This is a genomic window from Arthrobacter sp. NPDC057013, from assembly GCF_042674585.1.
Taxonomy (GTDB): Bacteria; Actinomycetota; Actinomycetes; order Actinomycetales; family Micrococcaceae; genus Arthrobacter.
Genome location: NZ_JBHUSE010000053.1, coordinates 1 through 1,450 on the forward strand (window position 1 = coordinate 1; position 1,450 = coordinate 1,450).

A 1,450-nucleotide genomic window follows, 5' to 3' on the forward strand; every position below is an offset into this window, starting at 1 on the left:
GGATTTACTGGAAAAGGCGTTAAAGTTGGGGTAATTGATACAGGTATTGATTATAATCACCCGGATTTAAAGGATGCATATAAAGGCTATCGCGCACAACCTGGTGTTGATCCAAAGACAATCAGTCCTAGTTCTGTAAAAGGTTGGGATTTTGTCGACAATGATGCAGATCCAATGGAAACAACATATGATGATTGGAAAAAATCGGGATTAGGGGAAAAAGATCCACTTACTGGTGAAGCGTACTACACAGAACATGGAACACATGTATCAGGAATCATCGCTGGTCGTGGTAAAAATAATACGGATTATGCTGTAACTGGTGTAGCACCTGATGCTGATTTATATGTATACCGTGTATTAGGAAAATTTGGTTCGGGTACAACAGAAAATGTTTTAGGTGGAATTGATAAGGCGATATCTGACGGCATGGATGTTATCAATTTATCACTTGGCGCTAGCGTAAATGATCCAGAAAATGTTGAAAGTCTTGCCTTAAACAACGCGGTCCTTTCTGGTGTAACGGCAGTTGTAGCAGCTGGTAATGCTGGTAATGGCATGTATACAGTAGGTGCGCCCGGAGCTGCAGCATTGCCAATTACAGTGGGTGCAAATGATACAAAAACAGTCATTGCTACATCAAAAGGTACATTACATGGAACGTCTGATGTAACTGCTGATTTAAAATTATTAGGTAAAGGTTTAAACGATAATGTAGATAGTTTAAAAGGTAAAAATTTACCAATCGTTTTAGTACCGAATTACGGTGCAGATACCGATTATAAAAATATCGATGTGAATGGTAAAATCGTACTCGTAAAACGAGGTTTAAATGCGCTGATTGATAAAATCACAATTGCCCAAAAACATGGTGCAGCAGCAGTTCTTATGGCTGACAATATAGCTGGTGAAGGGTTTATTCCAGCATACTTAGGTGCGGGCTATGGAATGATTCCGACCTTCTCTATGTCATATGAGCAAGGTAATGACCTGATCGCTAAACTTGGTACAGGTACGCCAACATTCTCATTTGATGAAATGGGACAAATAACGAATCCAGGAAGTACATTGGCGTCATTCAGTTCTCGTGGTCCAGCTCGTATCACATATGATATTAAACCTGAAGTAACAGCACCAGGTGTTGCAGTATTCTCAACTGTCCCATCCTATATGCATGGTGCAGATCAAATTGGAAATTATCAGTATGCGTACGATAATTTATCTGGTACATCGATGGCTACACCAAACGTAGCTGGAGTTGCAGCTTTATTATTACAAGCAAATCCAAATTTAACACCAGCACAAGTAAAACAAACATTAATGAATACAGCTGATCCATTAAATGGTGATTATAGTGTATTTGAATCGGGTGCTGGACAAGTCGATCCTTATGAAGCAATCCATTCACAAACGAGAATTGAAGTAGTGGATGAAACAAAAGGTGTAGTAG

Annotated in this window: 1 protein-coding gene; it reads left to right on the forward strand. The window is 39.3% G+C overall.

All coding sequences use genetic code 11. The features are described from left to right. Positions 1-1,450: S8 family serine peptidase (locus ACFTSA_RS24450; RefSeq protein WP_377954691.1), on the forward strand; the 1,450-nt coding region annotated here is incomplete at both ends.